The sequence below is a fragment of the Cryobacterium sp. TMB3-10 genome, from assembly GCF_004402305.1.
GTDB classification, from domain to species: domain Bacteria; phylum Actinomycetota; class Actinomycetes; order Actinomycetales; family Microbacteriaceae; genus Cryobacterium; species Cryobacterium zongtaii.
The window spans coordinates 1-20,117 of record NZ_SOGH01000007.1; the positions used below are offsets into that span (position 1 = coordinate 1).

Genomic DNA, 20,117 nt, shown 5'->3' on the forward strand with positions numbered 1-20,117 from the left:
TCTGCAAGGCCTGCCACCGCCTCAAACACCAATCCAGCTTCACCACCCGCCAAGGCCCCGGCGGCGCCCTCACCTGGACCACCCCCGCCGGCAAGACCTACACCTCAGCCCCCACCAACACCGACCCCACCACCTACGACCCCGCCAGCTACGTCACCGCCCGCCACGACAGCCGCACACCGAGACTCGGAATCGACGGCCCTCCCCCGTTTTGACCGCCGCCTCTGGCCGGATTCCGGTGCACGCGCTACAACTAGGGCATGAACGAGCCCGTTGATACCCCGGACGCCACCACCCGATGGATGCAGGGGTACCTCAAGGCCTGGTCCTCGAACGATCCCGATCACATCAACGCACTCTTCACCGAAGATGCCGAGTACTACACCGACCCGTTCGGGGAACCACGGCGCGGACGCCCAGCGATTGTCGCTGGGTGGCTGGATCACGCCGACGAGCCCGACAGTTTCACCTTCGAGTGGTCGCCGCTGATGATCACCCCCGAGATGTCCATCATCGACGGCGTCACGCGCTACGCGGCCGGTCCGGTCTACAGCAACCTCTGGGTGATCCGCTTCGCTCCAGACGGCCGGGCCCGGGAGTTCATCGAGTGGTGGATGGACCAGGCCCGGCCGACCGAAGACAGCTGAGGGCCACGCCCGACTGGAGTCGTGACACTGGTGAATCGTCCCGGCACACGCTACAACAGGGGTGACACAGGAACCCGCCGCAGAAAGGACACCGTCATGGGAATCGTCTCCTCAGGCTTTTTCGGCCGCGGCCGCCGCGACGACCCGACTCTCCCACCCGGCCAGCACCTCACCGACGGGTTCCCGGTGCTTTCAGCCGGCCCCACCCCGCGGATCACTCCGGAGGAGTGGGAGTTCACCATCACCACCGAGACCAGCCAGGTGCACCGCTGGAGTTGGACGGAGTTCCTCGCGCTCCAGCAGGATGACGTGAGCCGCGACATCCACTGCGTCACCAGTTGGTCGAAGCTCGGCACCAGCTGGCGCGGCGTCTCGCTCGACACCCTTTTCGAATCGGTCGAGTCCGACTGCGAATTCACCATGGCGCACTCCTACGGCGGTTACACGACCAACGTTCCGCTCGACGACCTGCTCGACGGCAAGGCCTGGATCGCGCACGAGTTCGACGGTGAGGCACTCGAACCGGCCCATGGCGGCCCTGCCCGCCTGCTGGTTCCGCACCTGTACTTCTGGAAAAGCGCCAAGTGGGTGCGCGGACTCGAGATGCTCCGGCAGGACGAACCCGGTTTCTGGGAGAGCAACGGCTACCACATGTACGGCGACCCCTGGCGCGAAGAGCGCTACTGGTGAGAACCGGTTGGAGAGTGGCGGAGGTGATCGGCGTGACCCCGGAGACCCGGACCGCCCGCACCCTGCGTCTGCGCTTGCCCGGCCTGACCGGGCACCGCGCCGGCCAGCACGTCGACGTGCGCCTCACCGCCACAGACGGGTACACCGCCGTGCGCTCCTACTCGGTCGCGTCGGCGTCACCCGGGGACGAATTCGACCTCACGGTGGAGGAGCTGGCCGACGGTGAGGTGTCGCCCTATCTTGTGCACCAGGTTGCCGTGGGCGACCAGCTGGAGGTGCGGGGCCCGGTCGGCGGCTGGTTCGTCTGGGACCCGGCCGATCCCTCGCCCGTGCAACTCATCGCCGGCGGCTCCGGAGTGGTGCCGCTGATGGCCATGCTCCGCGCCCACGCGGCCGCCGACCCCGCCTCCCCCGGCGCCGCCGCCCCGTTCCGCCTGCTCTACTCGGTGCGCGCACCCGATGCCGTCTACTACGGTGCCGAACTCGACGACCTGGCCCGCTCGCCGCTCGCCGATGTCTCCGTCGTGTACACCCGCCAGGCACCGGCCGGCAGTGGCCGGCCACCCCGGCGCCTGGATGCGGCGACCCTGGTGGAGAGCGTGCTACCGGCCGCCGACAACCCCGCCGTGTTCGTCTGCGGCGCCACCGCCTTCGTCGAAAGCGTCGCCGACTGGCTCGTGCAGGCCGGCCATTCCCCCGATCGGATCAAAACCGAACGCTACGGCGGCACCGGGACCAGACCGTGACCGACAACCTCGACGACCTCGACTACCTGGACGGCAACGCCGCCGCCGGTCCGCTCAGCGAGTTCTTCGCCATCGACGTCGTCAGCGCCCGCGGCCGCTGCGCCTCCTGCGGCCGCATCGATGCCCTGGCCACCGCCCGGTTGTACCCCAACTCCCACGGACTGCTGTTGCGCTGCCCAGGCTGCGCCGAGATCCTGATGCGGCTCGTCGACACCGGCGACAGCGTCTGCCTCGACCTGCACGGCCTGAGCTTCATCGAGCTGCGCCGCGGCTGACGGGCTTCCCAGCTAATACCCGCTTCCACCCGCTTAGGCTGAGTTCGGCGGTTCCTCCGCCCTTCGAGCTGGAGTGTGCATGCAGGGATCGGTCATTCTCGACGTCATTCTGGTCGTGCTGCTCGTCGCCAGTCTGGGCGCCGGCTACCGCAGCGGCCTGATCGGCAGCCTGAGCGGCGTGCTGGGCCTCGTCGCCGGCGCCGTCGCGGCGTACTTCGTGGTGCCGCTGGTGCCCACCTGGGTGTCCGCCGCCGAGTGGCGCACTCCGGCCTCCATCGCCGCGGCGCTGCTGCTGGTGATTGCCGGGCTCACCATCGGTGAGTCGATCGGTCTGGCCCTCCGCCGCCGCACCCCGCGCAAGCTGCGCGGCGTCGACAGGCTCTTCGGCGCCGTGATCGGCGTGGCCGCCGCCGCCGCCGTGATGTCGATGGTCGCGTTCAGCGTCGGCGCCCTGGGCATTCCCCCGCTCACCTCCGCCATCGCCTCGTCGGGGGTCGTGCGCACCATCGACTCGGTCACCCCCGATCCAGTGAAGAGCTTCCTCGCACAGCTGCGTTCCACCGTCGTCGACGACGGCCTGCCCCTTATCGCGGATGCCTTCGGCGGCCAGAGCCCGACCCTGCCAGAGGCCCAGCTCGACAGCGCCGCGCTCGACACTGCCGCGGCATCCGTGCTGCGTATCACCGGCAACGCCGTCGCCTGCGGCCAGAGTCAGTCCGGGTCGGGTTTCGTGATCGCCCCCGAACGCGTGATGACCAACGCCCACGTTGTGGCCGGGGTCACCGAAGCCGTCGTGGAGGTGCCGGGAGCCGGTGCCTTGACCGGCGAGATCGTCTACTTCGACCCCGTCGACGACCTCGCGATCATCGCCGTACCCGGTCTGGCCGCCGCACCGCTGACCCTGCAGGGTGACCTGGCCGTCGACAGCGAGGGCGTCAGCCTGGGCTACCCGTTCGGCGGGCCGTTCGACTCCGATCCGGCCAGGGTCATGTCGGTGGGTTCGGTGCTCGTCGCCGACATCTACGGCCAGTCCCCCACCGCCCGGGCCGTGTACACGCTCGCCGCGGACGTGCAGCAGGGCGAGTCGGGCGGGCCGCTGCTCAGCGCCGACGGCCGGGTGGCCGGCGTGATCTTCGCCAAGGCGGCCAATACCGCCAACGTGGGCTACGCCCTGGCTATGTCCGAGGTTGCCCCGGTCGTCGACCAGGCCGACGGCCTCTCCGCTATGGTCAGTTCCGGTACCTGCATCCAGGGCTAGGTCCACCGGAAGCGGGGGTATGGTGACCGCATGACTTTTCGGCCAGAGGACTACCGGGCCCCGCTCGAGCAGGCGGTTCGGTCCGCCGCCGAGTGGTTGGATTCGCTGCCGTCCCGGCCCGTGAAACCGGCGGCGCCGGTCGACCAGCTGGCGGCGGCCTTCGCTCGCGCCCTTCCAGAGGAACCTGCCGATCCCGCCGCGGTGGTGGCCGAGCTGGCCACGCTGGCCGAACCCGGACTGATGGCCATCGGCTCCGGCCGCTTCTTCGGCTGGGTGATGGGCGGCACCCTGCCCGCGGCCCTGTCGGCGGACTGGCTGGTGAGCGCGTGGGACCAGAACGGCGGACTGCGCTATGCGACACCGGCGACCGCGGCGATCGAGGAACGAGCCGGTGCCTGGATTCTCGACCTGCTGCATCTGCCAGCCTCGAGCGCAGTGGGCTTCACCACCGGCGGCACGATGGCTAACTTCGTCGGCTTGGCCGCCGGCCGAGGCGCGGTGCTCCGCGCGGTCGGCTGGGACGTCAACCGGGATGGCCTGACCGGCGCACCACGGGTGAGCGTACTGGCCGGCGCCGAGGTGCACAGTTCGGTGATCCTCGCCCTGCGCTACCTGGGCTTGGGCGAACCGACCCTCGTCGCCGCCGACCCGCAGGGGCGCATCCGTCCCGACGCCCTGGCGGACGCACTGGCGACGGTCACCGGTCCCAGCCTGGTCGTCCTTCAGGCCGGCAATCTGCACTCGGGCAGCTTCGACCGGATGCGCGAGTCGATTCGGTTGGCCCACGATGCCGGGGCCTGGGTGCACGTCGACGGCGCCTTCGGGCTGTGGGCGGCAGCGAGCCCCCGCTGGGCTCCCGCCCTGGCCGGACTGGACACCGCCGATTCGTGGGCGACGGATGCCCATAAGACCCTCAACGTTCCCTACGATTGCGGCATCGCCATCGTCGCCGACCCGGCCGCCGCGCGGTCCGCGTTCGCGGCACACACCAGCTACTTCGTGCGGGACGACGCCGGCACCGCCGACCCGATGGATCTGGTGCCCGAGCTGTCCCGACGCGCGCGCGGCGTTCCGGTGTGGGCGGCGATGCGCTCCCTCGGTCGCAGCGGCACGGTGGCCCTCGTCGAGGGACTCGCCGACAACGCCAGCGCCCTCGCCACAGGGTTGGCGGCGCTGCCCGGTGTCGAGGTGCTCAACGACGTGGTCTTCACCCAGGTGTCGGTCTCGTTCGGCACCGATGACCGCACGGTCCGGGTGACGCAGGCCCTCATCGCGGACGGGGCGGTCTGGATGTCCGGGTCGGTCTGGTCGGGGCGGGCGGTGTTGCGCATCTCGGTCAGCAACTGGTCCACGGATGCCGCCGATGTGGCTGTGGCCGTCGACGCCGTCGCGCGCGCCCTGGCCACGGTCACCACCGCCGACCGGGAGTGACCCCACTCGCCCAGCTGGCAGACTGGATTCATGACTATCACCGCCGCCGCAGACGGCTCGGCCCTTGGCAACCCCGGACCGGCCGGCTGGGCCTGGTACATCGACGACAACAACTGGGCCGCCGGCGGCTGGAAGCACGCCACCAACAATCAAGGCGAGCTCAAGGCCGTCCTCGAACTGTTCCGCGCCACCGCGCATGTGGACGACGACCTGCTCGTGCTCTGCGACAGCCAGTACGTCATCAACGCCATCACCAAGTGGATGCGCGGCTGGAAGGCCAAGGGCTGGCGAAAGGCCGACGGCAAGCCCGTGATGAACCTCGACCTGTTGCAGGAGCTCGACGAGGCCCTGGTGGGCCGCAAGTACCGGTTCGAGTGGGTCAAGGGCCACGCGAACCACCCGCTCAACGAGGCCGCCGACTCCCGCGCCCGTGCCGTCTCCGAGGCGTACCAACGGAATGCCACGATCCCCACCGGGCCGGGCTTCGTGGCCGGCGGGCCGGTGCCGGCTGCCGCGGTTGTGAAGACGGCCCCAGCAACGACCCCGGCTGCGAAGACCGCGCCGGCGAAATTTGCCGCACCACGTGCATCCGCCGACCTCGGCCTGTTCGACTTCGAGGTCGAGCGCCCGCACACCGTGCAGGTCTCGCTGAGCGCAGAGGAACTCGGCCGGCTCAAGCGCCGGGCGAGCGGCCGCGGAGTCAGCCCGGAAGAGCTGCTCCGCGACCTGATCTGACTAGCGCCGCGGCTTGACCTTCGGCTTCGCGGCGTTCTTGTTCGGCAGCAGCGTATTGGCCTCGTCCAGCGACATCCCGTTGGTCTCCGGCACCTTGGTGAGCACGAATAAGAAGGACAGGCCGGCGAACAGGGCGTACATGCCGTAGGTGAGCGGCAGCGACCAGGCCGACATCGGCGGGAACGTCACGGTGATGAGGAAGTTCGCGATCCACTGCGCGGCCGCGGCCAGGCCGAGAGCCTTGGCGCGGATGGTGTTCGGGAAGATCTCCCCGAGCAGCACCCAGACCACCGGTCCCCAGGAGGCACCGAAGGAGATCACGAAGACGTTCGCAGCCACGAGGGCGATCGGTCCCCACGCACCCTGCAGCGCGAGCTCGCCATCGACCATGACCGATTGGCTGAACGCCACGGCCATAGTCGCCAGCGACACCGTCATGCCGATGGAACCGGTCAGCAGGATGGGCCGGCGGCCGACCCGGTCGACCAGCGCGATCGCCACCAGGGTGACCAGAATGTTCGTCACGGACGTCGCGACCGAGATGGCCAGCGAACTGGACTCTTCGAAGCCCACCGCGCTCCAGAGCGTGGTCGAGTAGTAGAAGATCACGTTGATGCCCACGAACTGCTGGAACACCGACAGGATGATGCCCACCCAGACGATGGGCTTGAGACCGAGCATCGGGCCGCGCAGCGACCCGGTGCGCTTGGCGCGGGTGTCGTCCTCGATCGAGGCCTTCATGTCGCGCAGCTCACGGTCCACGTCGCCGTGCGGCCACACCTTGTGCAGCACCTCGCGCGCCTTCTCCTCCTTGTCGTGCAGCACCAGGAAGCGCGGCGATTCGGGCAGCAGCAGCGCGATCACGCCGTACACGACCGCGGGGATGGCCGCGACCAGGAACATCCAGCGCCAGGCCTCCAGCCCCCACCAGAACATCTCGCTGGCGCCGCCGGCCGTCGACGCGAACACGGCGTCGGAGAGCAGGGCGGCGAAAATACCGATGGTGATCGAGAGCTGCTGCAGGGAGCCCAACCGGCCACGCATCTGCCGTGGCGAGATCTCGGCGATGTAGGCGGGGGCGACCACCGAGGCGAGCCCGATACCGATACCCCCGACGACGCGCCAGACGATCAGATCGACCACCCCGAACGCGAGTCCGGAGCCGATCGAGCTGGCGAAGAACACGATCGCGCCCACGAGCATCACCGGGATGCGCCCGAACTTGTCCGCGAACCGTCCGCCGAGGAAGGCGCCGGTGGCCGCGCCGAGCAGGGCACTGGCCACGGCGAACCCGGTAATGGCCTCGGTGAGGCCGAACTGCCCCTGGATGGCCTCGACCGCACCGTTGATCACCGAAGAGTCGAACCCGAAGAGGAACCCTCCGAACGCGCCGGCGATGGCCAGCGCGATGACCTTACGATTTGTCGCTGGTTTGCCATCCCCGCCAGCCGATGTGCCGGCCGGCGTCCGGTCCTTCTTCGGTTCTGTCCTGTTAGTCATCGCCACTTCCCCCGCATTCGCTGGTGTCTTCGCCGTCTGGGCAACCCGAAAATCCTACGCCTGCCTCGCACCAGCGGATGACACACAGCGGGATGCCGCCGTTCCGACGATCACCCGACTAACGCCGCAGCACCGGCTTCGCCTTCGTCGCTGCCTTCGGCTTTGCGGAGTTCTTATTCGGCAACAGAGTGTTTGCCTCGTCCAGCGACATCCCGTTGGTCTCGGGCACCTTCGTGAGCACGAACACGAACGACAGCCCGGCGAACAGGGCGTACACGCCGTAGGTGAGCGGCAGTGACAGCCCTGCCATCGGCGGGAATGTCACGGTGACGAGGAAGTTCGCGACCCACTGGGCGGCGGCAGCCAGGCCGAGGGCCTTAGCACGGATGGTGTTCGGGAAGATCTCCCCGAGCAGAACCCAGACCACCGGTCCCCAGGAGGCACCGAACGACATGACGAAGACGTTCGCCGCGACGAGGGCGATCGGTCCCCAGGCGCCGTGCAGGGCGAGTTCGCCGTCGATCATGACCGACCGGCTGAACGCCATCGCCATGGTGGCCAGCGACACCGTCATGCCGATGGAACCGGCCAGCAGGATGGGGCGGCGGCCGATCCGGTCGACCAGGGCGATCGCCACCAGGGTGACCAGGATGTTCGTCACCGACGTGACCACCGAGATGGTCAGCGAGCTGGACTCCTCGAAGCCCACCGCGCTCCACAGCGTGGTCGAGTAGTAGAAGATCACGTTGATGCCCACGAACTGCTGGAACACCGACAGCAGAATGCCCACCCACACGATGGGCTTGAGGCCGAAGACCGGGCCACGGAGCGAGCCGGTGCGCCTGGCCCGCACATCGTCCTGGATCGAGGCCTTCATCTCGCGCATCTCACGGTCGACATCTCCGTGCGGCAGCACCCGTTCGAGCACCTCGCGGGCCTTGTGCTCCTTGTCGTGCAGCACCAGATAGCGCGGCGACTCGGGTAGCAGCAGAGCGACGACTCCGTAGATGAGGGCCGGTACCGCGCTGACCAGGAACATCCAGCGCCAGGCCTCCAGGCCCCACCAGAACATCTGGCCGGCGCCGCCGGCGGTAGCGGCGAAGATGGCGTCGGAGAGCAATGCGGCGAAGATACCGATGGTGATGGAGAGCTGCTGCAGCGAGCCCAACCGGCCACGCATCTGCCGTGGTGAGATCTCGGCGATGTACGCGGGCGCCACGACCGAAGCGAGCCCGATGCCGATGCCGCCGACGACCCGCCAGAGGATGAGGTCGACGACGCCGAAGGCGAGCCCGGATCCGATAGAGCTGGCGAAGAAGATGATCGCGCCGACGAGCATGACCGGGATACGGCCGAACTTGTCCGCGAAACCGCCGCCGAGGTAGGCGCCCGTCGCAGCTCCGAGCAGGGCGCTGGCGACAGCGAACCCCGTGATGGCTTCGGAGAGGCCGAATTGACCCTGAATGGCCTCGACCGCCCCGTTGATCACGGAGGAGTCGAACCCGAAAAGGAACCCTCCGAACGCCCCGGCGATGGCCAGCGCGATGACCTTACGATTTGTCGCCGGCGTGACCGTCGGTGTCGCTTCTCTCGTCAATTCCGTCGTGGCTTGCATAGAAACTTCCTCGTTTTCGCTGGTCATCGCCGTCTGGGCAATCCGTGAAGACTACGCCTGGCCCGCACTCGGGGGGACCAAGAGATGGAGTCAAACGCCCTAAATGTTGCGGGAGCCGCTATATTCGGTCATCTTTCGCGGGCGCACCGAGCGTGGTAGGTATGGCCCATGACGCGATTCCTCGGGGTGGATCTGGCTTGGGCAGAAGGCACGGCCGCGAAACCGGCCAATGAGAGCGGGCTCGCCTGCATCGACGAGACCGGCCGGGTGATCGAGGCAGGGTGGGCCCGCGGCATCGACGAGGTCGTCGACTGGATCCAGCGGCTAGGCGAGCCGGGCGCAGTCCTCGCCATCGACGCACCGCTCGTGGTGAACAACCCCACCGGAATGCGGGAGTGCGAACGGGAAACCGGGTCTCGCTACGGTCGCTGGCACGTGGCGGCCAACACCTCAAATCAGGCCCTGCCGCGTCTCGGCGGGGTCACCCTGCGCGGCCGGCTGGAGCAGCTCGGCTGGGCCTACACCGATGGCCTTGCCCCCGTCGGTGCACAGATGTGCAGTTTCCTGGAGTGCTACCCCTACACCACCCTGGTTGGCGCGCCGGAGTTCGGCTACGACGACAAACGGCCCCGATACAAGCGGATGGGGTCTGCCCTCCCGGTCCTCGAACGTCGCGCCGAGCGTGCCCTGGTCTGCGACGACCTCATCGAGCGGATGTGGCGACTGCACGCGGCCTCGCCGCCACTGGACCTGGCCACCCACGCGGCATCCGACAGCCTGGTCACCGAGCCGACACCGTTGGCCGATGCCGCCTACAAGCACCGCGAGGATCTCATCGACGCGCTGCTCTGTGCCTGGACGGCGTCGCTCTGGCACCGCTACGGCACCGCACGCAGCCAGGTCCTCGGTGCCGCTGACCCGCTGGTCGTGGACGGTCGCCGGGGCACCATCATCGCGCCGGCCCGCCTTGAGCAGCGTCGCGGCGACGACCGTGTCCGGGCCGCCGCACTCGCTGCCGCCGCGTTCAGCGCACCGGCAGCCAGCGCCCCTTCACACGTTCGGTGACCAGCCAGCTCACCGGGGCGGCGACCCGCCGGGTCTTCGCAACGACGTGGTCGCCGATGGCCAATGCGGCGGTGCCGTCGTCGGCGGTGAAACGCACCGTGGCGCGGGCCGACCCGGCCACCACGGCCAGGTCGGAGGCCTCCACGGTGGTGAGCTCCGCGGCGGCGCCGGCGGCGGCGGGCAGTACGGCCTCCGGTCGCACCCCAGGCTGCCGGGCGCCGATAGACATGATCACGCGGTAGGACGGCATTGCCCCAGAGTACGGGGCCTCACTCAGGCGGCGGCAGCTGCTGCAACGACCAGGTGTTGCCGTCGGGGTCGGAAAAGTACACGAATCGACCCCAGTCCTGCTCGTCCACCTCGCTGGCCTCCACGCCCGCGGCCACCAGCTGGGCCCTCGCGGCATCGGCGTCGGCGACGACCATCTGCACGCCCCGCTGCGAGCCGGGCGGCATATCGGTCATGCCCTCGCCGAGCACGATCGAGCACGCGGATCCCGGCGGGGTCAGTTGCACGAACCGCATGGCCTCGTTGACCCTCTGGTCGTAGTCGGCGTTGAAGCCGACCTGGTCGACGTAGAACGCCTTGGCCCTGTCGACGTCGGTGACCGGGATACTGACGAGTTCGATCTTCATGTCCATGGCGAACCTCCGGTGATGGGCTGAGTGTCACTCGAACGGCGCCAGCCTACGACGGAGCGGGTGCCGCCGCTAGAAGCGGATGTCGCTGCGCGACCGGGTGACCTCGGCCAGCACGTCGGGCAGCACCTGCACCCCGGTGCCCGGGCCGGTCGGCACCCGCAGGTGCCCGTCCTCGAGTACGAACGGGGCGGTGAGGTCCTGGGCGTAGTAGCGGTCAGAGGCCGAGGTGTCCCCCGGCAGCACGAAGTTGGGCAGGCCGGCGAGGGCCACATTGGCGGCCCGGCCGATTCCCGTCTCGAGCATCCCGCCGCACCAGACCGGCACCCCGTGCGCGGCGGCCACGTCGTGGATGCGGCGGGCCTCGAGGTAGCCGCCCACCCGCGACGGCTTGACGTTGATAATGCTGCACGCGCCCAGGCTGATCGCCGCAGCGGCGTCCTGCGCCGACTCGATCGACTCGTCCAAGCACACCGGGGTGCCAATCAGCCGGGCCAGCGCCGCGTGCCCGAGCAGGTCCCGCTCGCCCAGCGGCTGCTCGATCAGGAGCAGGTCGAACGGGTCGAGCCGGGCGAGGTGCCGGGCATCCGTCAGCGTGTATGCGGTGTTCGCATCGACCTGCAGCAGCAGGTCGGGGCCGAACCTCTCGCGCACGGCACGCACCGGGGCGAGGTCCCAGCCCGGTTCGATCTTGAGCTTGATGCGCAGGTAACCCTGGGCGAGGTAGCCGGCCACGGCCTCGAGCAGCTCGTCGACGGTGTCCATGATGCCCACCGAGACGCCGGCCGGCACCGTGTCGTGCACTGCGCCGAGGTAGCCGCCGAAGGATTGGCCGCTCTGGCGCAGCTGGGCGTCGAGGATGGCCGCCTCCAACACGGCCTTGGACATCTGGTGGCCCTTGACCGGGGCGAGGGCGGAGCCCACCCGCTCGGCGGTGAGGTCGTCACCGAGGGCCTGCAGCCGCGGGATGAGGTGGTCGCGGATCACCAGGTCGCTGGCATCGATGAACTCCGAGCTGTACAGCGGCCGCACCTCGGCGGCACACTCCGCCCAGCCCTCGGCGTGGGCGGTCGACACGTGCACCAGGGTGATTTCCCGTTCGGTGATGGTGCCGAACGAGGTGCGGAACGGCCGCACCAGCGGCAGGCTCACCCGGCGCAGCTCGATGTTCTCGATTCTCATGTGCCGGCGCTTTTCATGAACGGAGTCTAGCCACACCGGATTTCGGAGCGCATGCCCAGCCATCCGCACGGGATCGTCGATTAGGGTTCGAAGAATGAGCAGCCTCGTTGATGGATTCGTGAGCAGTTGGCGTTCGCACCTGCTTGTCACCCTCTCGGGCAACGACGAGGGCCGACCGGCTTGGGTCGGCACCATGGAGCTGGGCGACGATGCCGGCTTCTTCGGCCCGGGTTCGGCGTCCTGGGCGGTGCACGGCGGCATGGCCACCATGGTCGCGGGCATCCGGGCGCTGCTCATGCAGACCCTGCACCCTGGCGCGATGGCCGGCGTGCACGACTGGTCCAGGTACCGGGAGGATCCGCTCGGCCGGCTCAGCGGCACCATCCAGTGGCTGGTCACGGTGACGTTCGCCGCCACGGAACAGGCCGAGCGTGAGTCGGGCCGGGTGGGCCGGTTCCACGAACGGGTCGTGGGTAGCTACGTCGACGCGCAGGGTGTTCAGCGGCCATACTCTGCCGGCGACCCCGAGCTGCTGTCCTGGGTGCACGTGGTGTTCACGGATGCCTTCCTGGCCAGCCACAGGCTCTGGGGCGGCCCGATCCCCGGCGGCGCCGACAGATACGTGCGGGAGTGGGCCAAGGCCGGCGAACTCGTCGGCGTGCAGGACCCGCCCCGGACGGACGCCGAGCTCGCTTCGCAACTGCGGGCGTTTTCCGACGCGGGTGTGCTGATGGGCGGCGACCGGGTCGCGGAGGCCGTGCGGTTCATCAGGCACCCGCCGCTCCGGCGCGGCATGCTGCCGTTCTACCGCATCATGTTCGCCGGCGCCGTGGCATCGATCCCGGTCGAATACCGACGGATGCTGGGCCTTCGCCGCAGCCCCCTACCCGTGGTCTGGGCCACCGGCGCTGTGCTCGGCCTGGTGCGGCTGCTGCTCGGCGCGTCCTCCACCTCGGAGGACGCGGCCCGGGCCCGTATCGCCCGCCTCGCCGTGTCCTAGCCGCGCGCCCGGCGGGATTCTCGGAGGAGGGTGCGGGTGATGGCTCCGGCGGTGGCGGCGACCAGGGCCGCCGCGATGGCCAGGACCGGCGCACTCGGCTGCACGATCGACTGGCCGGCGAGGGCCTGGCCGGTCACCAGGGCCAGCACGCCCAGGTAGAGGCCGACCAGGGCGCGCAGAATGCCGCGGCGCGCGAGCGGACGGGCGAGGGCGGGCATCCGTCGGGCGAGGGCTTCGAGCAGCAGGGCCGCCAGCGGCAGCACCTGCAGGGCGTGCATACCCACGAAGTGCGGGATGCGCAGGTCGCCGGCCACGGTGCTCCAGCCCAGCAACGGCAGGCTCGGACCGCCGTCGGCGACTCCGACGGTGTGCGCGCCCACGATGCCCTGGTAGTCGTCGAGCTGGGCCGCGGTGGGTCCGGTCATCAGGAACGCCAGGCCCATGCCAACCAGGGCGATGAGCAGCCCGGAGCGGATCGCGAGGGCCCGGCCCGCGTCGCCGAGGTCGGCGCGGAGCAACAGGATGGCGATGGGCACGGCGGCGACCCAGACCGTGACGATGGATGCCGCCATGACCGACCAGAGGGCAGCGTGGAACCCCGTCGACACGTTGAAGTGGCTGGTCAGGCCGGCCGCGGCCGCTCCCACGATGATCACCATCTCCACGACCAGGAACACGGCCGCGACGGTGCCGGCCCACCAGGCCAGTCGACGAGACCGAGCCTTAGCCGCTGGCAACAGCCCGATCAGCCAGGACAGGGTCACGGCGTAGACGCCCACCGAGATGGCGAACTTGAGCGGCTTGGCCCAGAGGGGCGCCCCGGTGACGGTGCGGGGATCGACAGCGAGGCCCACCAGAGCGCCGGCGGCGACCACGGCCATCGTGAGAGCGAGCCAGAGCAGCGTTCGGTGCCACCTGATGGTGGGCGGGGCGCCGGACGCGGGGCCGGTGAGCAGGGTGCTGCGAAACGCGGTTCTGGTTCCGGTGCGAGTACTGGCCATGATGACGAACTCCTGACGGGATGGGGGGGAACTTACGGGTTGGGCGGTGCTGGATACCGGCGGGCGGAGACGTGCTCCTGCGCCGCTCGGCGGAGGGCGGCAAAGAGGGCATCGCCGAGCACTGTGCCCACGACCACCATCTCCGTCTTGGATTCGCGGTCGGTGCGGGCGTCGATCTCGTCGAGGTCGGCCTCGGCCACGGCGAGCGCCGCGGCCGCGTAGCCGGGCACCCAGCCGCTGAGGTCGGGCTGGCCGAGCTCGGCGAAGGTCTGCAGCACCCGGGCCGCGGCCAGGCGGCCGGGATTGTCCGGCGACACGTGCCATCCGCTCAGCACCGCATCGACCTGGGCCACGGCCTCGGGCGACAGCGCCGCACCGTCGATCTGGGGCGAGACCGTGCGCTGGGCGATGTCGAATGTGTGGGACAGGCCCAGGTCCGAGTCGATGGCATCGATCACCTGGTGGGCGGCGGCGATGCTGAGTCCGCCCACCTCCAGCAGGCCACGGATGACGCGCAGCCGGCGCAGGTGCTCCGGCCCGTACAACGACTGGTTCGGACCCTGCCGCTCCCCCGCCGGCAGCAGGCCCTCCCGCAGGTAGTACTTGATCGTCGCCACCGGGATCCCACTGGTCGTGCTCAGCTGCGCCATCCTCATGCAGATAGTTTAGCTATCGGATAGTGACACTGTCTATACCTGGGAGCTGCGGCGCGATCACAGTTACACCGCGATTACAGTTGCACAGTGTCCCAACGCCCCGCCATCCCCATCCCGCCGACAGTGCGCGCCACCCTACGTCGGCCGAAGGCCCTCAGCGTCGAGGTGCTCGCCGGAGTGGTCACCACCCTGGCGCTGATCCCCGAGGTGATCTCGTTCTCGATCATCGCCGGTGTCGACCCGAAGGTGAGCCTGATCGCCTCGGTGGTTCTGGCCATCTCGATGTCGTTCCTCGGCGGCCGCTCCGCCATGATCACCGCAGCCGCGGGCGCCGTGGCCCTGGTGGTGGCGCCGCTCGTGAAGGACCACGGGGTGGAATACCTGCTGCCCGCGGTGTTGTTGGCCGGGATCGTGCAGATCCTCTTCGGTGTCACGGGCCTGGCCCGGCTGATGCGGTTCATCCCGCGGTCGGTGATGATCGGCTTCGTCAACGCGCTGGGCATCCTGATCTTCGTCGCCCAGGTGCCGCACCTTCTGGATGTTCCGTGGCTGGTCTACCCGCTGTTCGCCCTCACCATCCTCATCGTGCTCGGGCTGCCCCGATTCACCAGGGTGGTGCCCGCCCCGCTGGTGGCCATCGTGGTGGTCACCGCGATCGCCATGACCTGGCACCTGGCCGTGCCCACCGTCGGCGACCAGGGCGACGTGTCCGGCGGCCTGCCCGGCATCACCCCGCTGCTCGTACCGCTGAACCTGGAGACCCTGCAGATCATCTGGCCCACCGCGCTGAGCGTGGCCTTCGTGGGGCTCGTGGAGACCCTGCTCACCGCCAAGCTCGTCGACGACATCACCGACACCCGCTCCCCCAAGGGCCGCGAGGCGTGGGCGCTGGGGATCGCGAACATGCTCGCGGGCCTCTACGGCGGCATCGCCGGCTGCGCGATGATCGGCCAGACCGTCGTGAACGTGAAGCTCGGCCGGGCCCGCACCCGCATCTCCACCTTCGTGGCCGGGGCCTTCCTGCTGTTGCTGGTCACCGCGCTCAGCGGCCTGATGGAGCAGATCCCCATGGTGGCCCTGGCCGCCGTGATGATGGTCGTGGCCATCACCACCGTCAACTGGCACAGTGTGCGTCCGGGCACGCTGCGCCGGATGCCCGTGCCCGAGACCGTCGTGATGCTCACCACGGTCGCCGTGGTCGTGGCCACCCACAACCTGGCCATCGGCATCGGCGCCGGCGTCGTGCTGGCCATGGTGCTGTTCGCGCGGCGGGTGGCGCACGTGGTGCGTGTGGACCGGGTGCTCGCCGACGACGGCCAGTCGGTGCGCTACGCGGTAAGCGGACCGCTGTTCTTCGGCAGCAGCAACGACCTCGTCGAGCAGTTCTCCTACGGGGTCGACCCCGCCGTCATCGAGGTGGACCTGTCCCAAGCGCAGATCTGGGATGCGTCCACCGTCGCGGTGCTCGACTCCGTCGAAACGAAGTACCGCCAGCACGGCGCCACGGTCACCTTCCACGGCCTGGACGAGCGTAGCCGGGCCATGCACGGGCGACTCACCGGGCAGTTGTAGCCCGGCCAGGTTGCCGCCACCCGCTCGTGACATGTGACGTGCGCGGCGGCACGTGTTGTGCGTCGCGGCACACGTTGTGCGCGGCGGCACATGTTCTAGCGCGTGCCGCCGGAACTAAGGTGTGCCGCGGGAGCCAACGCGTGCCGCGAGCCGCCCCTATGCCCCGGCGAAGAACGCGCCGATCGCGGCGGACAGCGAGAACGGGTCGTTCACATGGGCAAGCTCCCGCGCCGAGTGCATCGACAGCAGCGGGATGCCCACGTCCACGGTGCGGATGCCCAGCCGGGTGGCCGTGAGCGGCCCGATCGTGGAGCCGCAGGGCACCGTGTTGTTCGACACGAACTCCTGAAACGGCACGCCGGCAGCGGCACTGCAGCGAGCCCAGAGGGCCGCACCGGCCGCATCCGTCGCGTAGCGCTGGTTACCGTTGATCTTGAGCAGCGGGCCCCGGCCGGCCAACGGCACGTTGGCCGGGTCGTGCCGCTCCGGGTAGTTCGGGTGCACGGAATGGCCGGCGTCGGCCGAGACGCACCAGGAGTCGGCGTAGGCGCGCTTCCGCTCCGACATCGTGGCACCGAGGTCATCGCCGATACGGCTGAGGATGTCGTCGAGCATCGGCCCGCTCGCCCCCGACCTGGACTGCGACCCCAGCTCCTCGTGGTCGAACGCGGCGAGCACGTTGATGGTCTCCTCGCTGCCCGAGGACCGGATCAGCGCCACCAGGCCGGCGTGCACCGAGGAAAGGTTGTCCATCCGGCCCGCGGCGAAGAGCTCGTTGTGCAGGCCGAACCGGGCCGGCGGGTTGGTGTCGGCGGTGAGGATGTCGTAGCCGGCGACGTCCTCAGGCGCCACCCCGGCGAGCGCGGCCAGATGCCCGACCAGGTCGGCCTGGCGGAGGTCACCCACCCCGAACACCGGGTTGAGGTGCCGCTGCCGGTCGAGGCTGAGAGCCTCGTTGGCGGTGCGGTCCAGGTGCACGGCCAGCTGCGGGATGCGCAGGAACGGGCCGGTGCGCACCAGGTGCGCCACCCCGTCGGTGCTGACCAGCCGGCCGGCGAGCTCGAGCTCACGGTCGAGCCAGGAGTTGGCCAGCGGACCGCCGTACACCTCGACGCCGGCCTGCAGCCAGCCGTAGGACCCGGTGGTGGGCTTGGGCTTGAGCTTGAAGCCCGGTGAGTCGGTGTGCGACCCGAGGATCCGGAACGGAGTGGTCGGCGTGGCCCCGGCCGGTTGCACCCACGCGACGATGGCGCCGTCCCGCACGACGTAGAAGCGGCCGGCGCTCGTGCCGGCCGTCCAGTCATCCGCCTCGTCGCGGCGCTCGAATCCGGCGTCGTCGAGCCGCCGGGCGGCCTCGGCTGCCGCGTGGTACGACGACGGCGACGCGGTGATGAAGCTGGCGAAGTCGTCGATGTATGCCGAGAGTGAAGTCATGACTCCATCCAACCACCCGCACCTCGACAAGCGCGGCCAGCGGTGCGACTCTCGGGACCAGACGAGGAGGCCACCGTGACCGAGACCGAGGACGAGAACGACAACCCGGTCGACCCGTGGCTGCTGCGCTTCGACGGGTTCGACCCGGAGGCGGAGGGCTACCGCGAGGCGCTGTGCACCCTCGGAAACGGCTACTGGGGCACCCGCGGCGCCGCTCCGGAGGCGCGCACGGATGCCGTGCACTACCCGGGCACCTACCTCGCCGGGGTCTACAACCCGTTGAGCACCGAGGTACACGTGGGCGAAGCCATCGGCGAGACCGTGGCCGCCGGCGAGCCCGGTATCCGCACCCCGTTCGAGCCCTCGCCCGGCGCGCCGACGGCGGGGGTTCCCGGTGAGCACGTGCGCGACGACGAACACCTGGTGAACGCCCCCAACTGGCTCTCCCTCTGGTTCCGCACCGGCGGCGGCAGCAGCAGTGTGGGCGACTTCACCGCCCCCGACACCGGCTGGTTCCATCCGGAGACCGCGGACCTGCTCGACTACAACCAGGAACTCGACCTGCGCCGTGGTCTGCTCACCCGGCTGATGCGGTTCCGTGACGCGCGCGGCCGTGTCACCCGGGTGCAGAGCCGGCGGTTCGTGTCCCAGGCGTCGCCTCACGTTGCGGTGCTCGAGACCACCTTCGTCGCCGAGGACTGGTCGGGGCCGCTGACCGTGCGTTCGGCCATCGATGGCCGGGTGGCCAACCGCAACGTGGCCACCGACAGACTGCTCGCCCACCTGCACCTGATGCCTCGCACCACGCGGGAGCTGAGGGGGGACGCGGTGCTGCTCGAGGTGGAGACCACCCGGTCGGGCATCCACATCGCCATGGCCGCCCGCACCCGCGCCTATTCCGGCGACACCCTGCTCGAACCCGAGAGACGATTTCTCACCGACTCCAGCCGCTGGGTCGCCCACGAGTTCGACCTCACCCTCGAGAGGGGCGTCCCCCTCCGGGTTGAGAAGGTCGTCGTCGTGAGCACCTCCAGGGACCGTGCGATCCTCTCCCCCTCGATGGCGGTGGCCACCTGGCTCGGCCGGCTTCCGGAGACCGCCGAGCTCCTCGCCGCGCACGAGCGGGAATGGGAGATTCTCTGGGACGAATTCGCGGTGCACCTGCACGATGGTTCGCGGCAGTCGCTCGCGCTCAACGTCAACACCTTCCACGTTCTGCAAACCGTGGCCGCTGTGGATGCCGACCTCGACGCCGGTGTGCCCGCCCGCGGACTGCACGGTGAGGGGTACCGCGGCCACGTCTTCTGGGATGAGATGTTCGTCTACCCGGTGCTCACCCTGCGCCGGCCCGACCTCAGCCGCATCCTGCTGGGCTACCGGTACCGTCGGTTGGGCGAAGCCAGGGCCGCCGCGACTGCCGCCGGCCACGAGGGCGCCAGGTTTCCCTGGCAGAGCGGCATCGATGGCCGCGAGGTCACCCCCACCGAGCTCTTCAACCCGCGCACCAACCGGTGGATGCCGGACCACTCGGGCCTGCAGCACCACGTGGGCCTGGCGATCGCCTACAGCGTGTGGGGCTACTACCAGGCCACCGGAGATGTCGAGTACCTGATCGAGCAGGGCGCCGAGCTGCTGCTGGAGATCGCCAGGTTCTTCGCGTCCCTCACCGACTACGACGACGTGTTCGACAGGTTCGACATCGGCGGGACGATGGGGCCCGACGAGTTCCACGACGGGCTCCCCGGCCACCCCGGCGGGGGTGTGCGCACCAACGCGTACACCAATGTGATGGTCGCCTGGCTGATGCGTCGCGCCGTCGACACCGTCGCCGTGCTCGAGGGCCGGGCCTGCCGGCCGTTGTGGAACCGGCTGCGGCTCGGGCCCGACGAGGTGGACACCTGGGAAAGGATCGGCCGGCGCCTGCGGCTGGCCTTCCATGCCGACGGGGTGATCAGCCAATTCGACGGGTACGAGGCCCTGCCCGAGCTGGACTGGGCGCACTACCGGGACACCTACGGCAGCACTGACCGTTCGTTGGGCCGCCTGGACCTGATCCTCAATGCCGAGGGTGACAGCAGCAACAACTACAGGGTCGCCAAGCAGGCCGACGTACTGATGCTGCTCTACCTGTTCTCGGCCGAGGAGCTGCGCGACCTGGTCGAGGAGCTGGGCTACTCGCTCTCCCCCGACCAGATCCGGCGCACGGTCGAGTTCTATCGCACCAGGTCGACGCACGGCTCGACGCTGAGCAATGTGGTGCATTCCTGGGTGGATGCCCGCGCCGACCGCGAACGCTCCTGGGACTCGCTCTGCCGGGCGCTGACCAGCGACCTCGACAACGGCCGGGGCGGCACCACCCACGAGGGCATCCACCTGGGCGCGATGGCGGGGTCCGTCGACATGGTCGTGCGCTGCTACACCGGCCTGGAGATCCGCGACGACATGCTCTGGCTGCACCCCGTGCTGCCGGCCCGGCTCGAGAAGATCGCCTTCAGCATCAACTACCGAGACCAATCGGTGCACGTCGAGGTCACGCCGACCACCCTCAGGCTTCAGCTGCCCAGCGGCGGGGCCACGCCCATCCGGGTGCGCGTCGAGGGGCGGGAGGCGCAGCTGTATCCGGGGCAGACCCACGATTTTGTACTCGGCACGGCGTGAAGCGTGTCAGGGGG

At 69.6% G+C, this 20,117-nt stretch carries 19 protein-coding genes and 1 pseudogene; 12 read left to right on the forward strand and 8 right to left on the reverse strand.

Annotated features, from left to right (window positions below; genetic code table 11):
• The 8 genes and pseudogenes from E3T22_RS18960 to E3T22_RS19615 form a co-directional block, all read left to right on the forward strand.
• Positions 1 to 215, forward strand: a pseudogene (locus tag E3T22_RS18960) (hypothetical protein); the annotation flags it as partial.
• A 45-nt stretch (positions 216 to 260) separates the two neighbouring features.
• Positions 261 to 647, forward strand: a complete 387-nt coding sequence (locus E3T22_RS02695) for a nuclear transport factor 2 family protein (RefSeq protein WP_088456768.1) — start codon at positions 261 to 263, stop codon at positions 645 to 647.
• Positions 648 to 743: 96 nt separating this feature from the next.
• On the forward strand, positions 744 to 1,337 hold the full coding sequence (locus E3T22_RS02700) for a sulfite oxidase-like oxidoreductase (protein ID WP_134481286.1): 594 nt from the start codon (positions 744 to 746) through the stop codon (positions 1,335 to 1,337).
• Between the two features lie 32 nt (positions 1,338 to 1,369).
• Positions 1,370 to 2,083 carry a ferredoxin reductase gene (locus tag E3T22_RS02705; RefSeq protein ID WP_241983574.1) on the forward strand — a complete coding sequence of 238 codons (714 nt, stop codon included), beginning with the start codon at positions 1,370 to 1,372 and terminating at the stop codon, positions 2,081 to 2,083.
• Positions 2,080 to 2,358, forward strand: coding sequence for a DUF6510 family protein (locus E3T22_RS02710; protein ID WP_088456771.1), 279 nt, complete (start codon positions 2,080 to 2,082; stop codon positions 2,356 to 2,358). The genes E3T22_RS02705 and E3T22_RS02710 overlap by 4 nt, the downstream gene beginning before the upstream one ends.
• Before the next feature lie 79 nt (positions 2,359 to 2,437).
• On the forward strand, positions 2,438 to 3,616 hold the full coding sequence (locus E3T22_RS02715; protein WP_088456772.1) for a MarP family serine protease: 1,179 nt from the start codon (positions 2,438 to 2,440) through the stop codon (positions 3,614 to 3,616).
• A gap of 30 nt (positions 3,617 to 3,646) precedes the next feature.
• Positions 3,647 to 5,047 (forward strand): pyridoxal-dependent decarboxylase, encoded by a 1,401-nt coding sequence (locus E3T22_RS02720; RefSeq protein ID WP_134481287.1) that lies wholly within the window; start codon positions 3,647 to 3,649, stop codon positions 5,045 to 5,047.
• A 30-nt stretch (positions 5,048 to 5,077) separates the two neighbouring features.
• Entirely contained in the window at positions 5,078 to 5,782 is a 705-nt protein-coding gene (locus E3T22_RS19615) for an RNase H family protein (protein ID WP_088456774.1), read from the forward strand.
• On the opposite strand, the gene E3T22_RS02730 is transcribed toward E3T22_RS19615, so the two are convergent.
• Together E3T22_RS02730 and E3T22_RS02735 are read right to left on the reverse strand one after the other, a co-directional pair.
• The gene (locus E3T22_RS02730) at positions 5,783 to 7,282 is read right to left on the reverse strand and encodes a sugar porter family MFS transporter (RefSeq protein WP_134408672.1); all 1,500 of its coding nucleotides are present in this window, start codon (positions 7,280 to 7,282) and stop codon (positions 5,783 to 5,785) included.
• Positions 7,283 to 7,400: 118 nt separating this feature from the next.
• Positions 7,401 to 8,897 (reverse strand): sugar porter family MFS transporter, encoded by a 1,497-nt coding sequence (locus E3T22_RS02735; RefSeq protein WP_088456776.1) that lies wholly within the window; start codon positions 8,895 to 8,897, stop codon positions 7,401 to 7,403.
• Between the two features lie 168 nt (positions 8,898 to 9,065).
• On the opposite strand from E3T22_RS02735, the gene E3T22_RS02740 reads away from it, so the two are divergent.
• Complete coding sequence (locus E3T22_RS02740; protein WP_134481288.1) at positions 9,066 to 9,962, forward strand: DUF429 domain-containing protein; 897 nt, start codon at positions 9,066 to 9,068, stop codon at positions 9,960 to 9,962.
• On the opposite strand, the gene E3T22_RS02745 is transcribed toward E3T22_RS02740, so the two are convergent.
• The 3 genes from E3T22_RS02745 to menC all read right to left on the reverse strand — a co-directional run bounded on the left by E3T22_RS02745 (position 9,922) and on the right by menC (position 11,782).
• Positions 9,922 to 10,212 (reverse strand): hypothetical protein, encoded by a 291-nt coding sequence (locus tag E3T22_RS02745; protein ID WP_134481289.1) that lies wholly within the window; start codon positions 10,210 to 10,212, stop codon positions 9,922 to 9,924. The two genes, E3T22_RS02740 and E3T22_RS02745, sit on opposite strands and share 41 nt — an antisense overlap.
• Before the next feature lie 19 nt (positions 10,213 to 10,231).
• Positions 10,232 to 10,603, reverse strand: a complete 372-nt coding sequence (locus E3T22_RS02750; RefSeq protein ID WP_103461632.1) for a glyoxalase superfamily protein — start codon at positions 10,601 to 10,603, stop codon at positions 10,232 to 10,234.
• 69 nt (positions 10,604 to 10,672) lie between these two features.
• The gene (gene menC / locus E3T22_RS02755) at positions 10,673 to 11,782 is read right to left on the reverse strand and encodes an o-succinylbenzoate synthase (protein ID WP_134481290.1); all 1,110 of its coding nucleotides are present in this window, start codon (positions 11,780 to 11,782) and stop codon (positions 10,673 to 10,675) included.
• A 94-nt stretch (positions 11,783 to 11,876) separates the two neighbouring features.
• Between menC and E3T22_RS02760 the strand changes: the two genes are divergently transcribed.
• Entirely contained in the window at positions 11,877 to 12,782 is a 906-nt protein-coding gene (locus tag E3T22_RS02760) for an oxygenase MpaB family protein (protein WP_134408676.1), read from the forward strand.
• Here the strand turns inward: E3T22_RS02760 and E3T22_RS02765 are convergent.
• Positions 12,779 to 13,783 carry a hypothetical protein gene (locus E3T22_RS02765; RefSeq protein WP_134481291.1) on the reverse strand — a complete coding sequence of 335 codons (1,005 nt, stop codon included), beginning with the start codon at positions 13,781 to 13,783 and terminating at the stop codon, positions 12,779 to 12,781. The two genes, E3T22_RS02760 and E3T22_RS02765, sit on opposite strands and share 4 nt — an antisense overlap.
• A 32-nt stretch (positions 13,784 to 13,815) precedes the next feature.
• Positions 13,816 to 14,439, reverse strand: a complete 624-nt coding sequence (locus E3T22_RS02770) for a MerR family transcriptional regulator (RefSeq protein ID WP_088456783.1) — start codon at positions 14,437 to 14,439, stop codon at positions 13,816 to 13,818.
• 87 nt (positions 14,440 to 14,526) lie between these two features.
• On the opposite strand from E3T22_RS02770, the gene E3T22_RS02775 reads away from it, so the two are divergent.
• Positions 14,527 to 16,011, forward strand: a complete 1,485-nt coding sequence (locus E3T22_RS02775) for a SulP family inorganic anion transporter (RefSeq protein WP_134481292.1) — start codon at positions 14,527 to 14,529, stop codon at positions 16,009 to 16,011.
• 156 nt (positions 16,012 to 16,167) lie between these two features.
• Here E3T22_RS02775 and E3T22_RS02780 read toward each other — a convergent pair whose 3' ends face one another.
• Positions 16,168 to 17,445 (reverse strand): M18 family aminopeptidase, encoded by a 1,278-nt coding sequence (locus tag E3T22_RS02780; RefSeq protein ID WP_103461635.1) that lies wholly within the window; start codon positions 17,443 to 17,445, stop codon positions 16,168 to 16,170.
• 75 nt (positions 17,446 to 17,520) lie between these two features.
• Here E3T22_RS02780 and E3T22_RS02785 point away from each other — a divergent pair, with 75 nt between their 5' ends.
• Positions 17,521 to 20,103, forward strand: a complete 2,583-nt coding sequence (locus tag E3T22_RS02785) for a glycoside hydrolase family 65 protein (RefSeq protein ID WP_174776286.1) — start codon at positions 17,521 to 17,523, stop codon at positions 20,101 to 20,103.
• Positions 20,104 to 20,117: the final 14 nt, after the last annotated feature.

Coding starts and splice junctions, on each gene's coding strand:
- E3T22_RS02765 (WP_134481291.1), bottom strand. CDS start 13,783: ATGGCCAGTACTCGCACCGGAACCAGAACCGCGTTTCGCAGCACCCTG.
- E3T22_RS02720 (WP_134481287.1), top strand. CDS start 3,647: ATGACTTTTCGGCCAGAGGACTACCGGGCCCCGCTCGAGCAGGCGGTT.
- E3T22_RS02780 (WP_103461635.1), bottom strand. CDS start 17,445: ATGACTTCACTCTCGGCATACATCGACGACTTCGCCAGCTTCATCACC.
- E3T22_RS02735 (WP_088456776.1), bottom strand. CDS start 8,897: ATGCAAGCCACGACGGAATTGACGAGAGAAGCGACACCGACGGTCACG.
- E3T22_RS02695 (WP_088456768.1), top strand. CDS start 261: ATGAACGAGCCCGTTGATACCCCGGACGCCACCACCCGATGGATGCAG.
- E3T22_RS02750 (WP_103461632.1), bottom strand. CDS start 10,603: ATGGACATGAAGATCGAACTCGTCAGTATCCCGGTCACCGACGTCGAC.
- E3T22_RS19615 (WP_088456774.1), top strand. CDS start 5,078: ATGACTATCACCGCCGCCGCAGACGGCTCGGCCCTTGGCAACCCCGGA.
- E3T22_RS02700 (WP_134481286.1), top strand. CDS start 744: ATGGGAATCGTCTCCTCAGGCTTTTTCGGCCGCGGCCGCCGCGACGAC.
- E3T22_RS02745 (WP_134481289.1), bottom strand. CDS start 10,212: ATGCCGTCCTACCGCGTGATCATGTCTATCGGCGCCCGGCAGCCTGGG.
- E3T22_RS02715 (WP_088456772.1), top strand. CDS start 2,438: ATGCAGGGATCGGTCATTCTCGACGTCATTCTGGTCGTGCTGCTCGTC.
- E3T22_RS02740 (WP_134481288.1), top strand. CDS start 9,066: ATGACGCGATTCCTCGGGGTGGATCTGGCTTGGGCAGAAGGCACGGCC.
- E3T22_RS02770 (WP_088456783.1), bottom strand. CDS start 14,439: ATGAGGATGGCGCAGCTGAGCACGACCAGTGGGATCCCGGTGGCGACG.
- E3T22_RS02760 (WP_134408676.1), top strand. CDS start 11,877: ATGAGCAGCCTCGTTGATGGATTCGTGAGCAGTTGGCGTTCGCACCTG.
- E3T22_RS02730 (WP_134408672.1), bottom strand. CDS start 7,282: ATGACTAACAGGACAGAACCGAAGAAGGACCGGACGCCGGCCGGCACA.
- menC (WP_134481290.1), bottom strand. CDS start 11,782: ATGAGAATCGAGAACATCGAGCTGCGCCGGGTGAGCCTGCCGCTGGTG.